This window comes from Pseudomonas sp. Pseusp97, from assembly GCF_047304025.1.
Lineage (GTDB): Bacteria > Pseudomonadota > Gammaproteobacteria > Pseudomonadales > Pseudomonadaceae > Pseudomonas.
Map to the genome: position 1 here is coordinate 1 of NZ_JBGLYK010000557.1, position 260 is coordinate 260.

Genomic DNA, 260 nt, shown 5'->3' on the forward strand with positions numbered 1-260 from the left:
GCTCACGGCCGATCTGCGCGAAGGCGGCGTCGACGCACGGCGCATCGCGCCCGGTCAAACTTCGCCGGCTGCGGGCTGGCAAGTGCGCGGTGTCTTCCTGAGCGTCGACGACGGCAACCGTCTGCGGCGTGCCATGGTCGGTCTCGGCGCCGGTCAGACCGACATTCAGGTCGCCGTGTCATGCGACAGTCTTGCATCGGCGAGTTTGCCGCCTCTCTATGAAGCCGTGGACGAGGCCGACAGCAAGCACGGGCCGGGCG

At 68.8% G+C, this 260-nt stretch carries 1 protein-coding gene; it reads left to right on the forward strand.

The features are described from left to right. The coding region (locus ACCC94_RS30330; protein ID WP_413353250.1) for a DUF4410 domain-containing protein at positions 1–260 on the forward strand (260 nt) is incomplete at both ends.